This is a genomic window from Pseudonocardia sp. EV170527-09 (assembly GCF_008369905.1).
GTDB lineage: Bacteria > Actinomycetota > Actinomycetes > Mycobacteriales > Pseudonocardiaceae > Pseudonocardia.
Genome location: NZ_VRMC01000342.1, coordinates 1 through 469, shown reverse-complemented (window position 1 = coordinate 469; position 469 = coordinate 1). Strand labels below are relative to the sequence as shown.

The 469-nt window shown below is 69.5% G+C and carries 1 protein-coding gene and 1 pseudogene; both read right to left on the bottom strand.

Going from position 1 to position 469, the window contains the following annotated elements:
- Nucleotides 1–217, bottom strand: a 217-nt coding sequence (locus FVA95_RS29430; RefSeq protein ID WP_193564260.1) for a sigma factor-like helix-turn-helix DNA-binding protein, incomplete at its 3' end; no start/stop codon positions are given.
- Between the two features lie 63 nt (nt 218–280).
- Nucleotides 281–469, bottom strand: a pseudogene (locus FVA95_RS29425) (ATP-binding protein); the annotation flags it as partial.

Below are 469 nucleotides of genomic sequence, written 5' to 3'. Positions count from 1 at the left end.
TCCGCGGGAACTGCGCCAACAGAGCCCGCACCTGCGGCTCGACCGCATCAGCCAGCGAACCCCGCGGGCCCCGTTCCCGCCGCGGTGGGCCCGGCGCCCGCAGCGCCGAACGCACCGTGTTCCGCGCGACTCCCAGCCGGCGGGAGATCTCCTTGATCGGGACACCCTCCGCCCGATGCAGACGACGGATCTCGGACCAGTCCTCCACCGACAACACCCCCTCAGCGTCGCCCAGAAGGGGTCAATCCCAATCCGACGTCAGGGGGTCAGTCTCAGGCCGTCGTCGACAGGCCTGGCATGCCGCGACTGCCAGCGCGGTGGCGATATGGGTCTTCCCGGTCCCGGGCGGCCCGAGCAGCGCGACGTTGCGGTGGGCCTCGACGAACGCCAATGTGGCCAGGTCGCGGATCTTTCTGACGTCGAGGTCGGGCTGGAAGGCAAAGTCGAACTCGTCGAGAGTCTTGTGGTG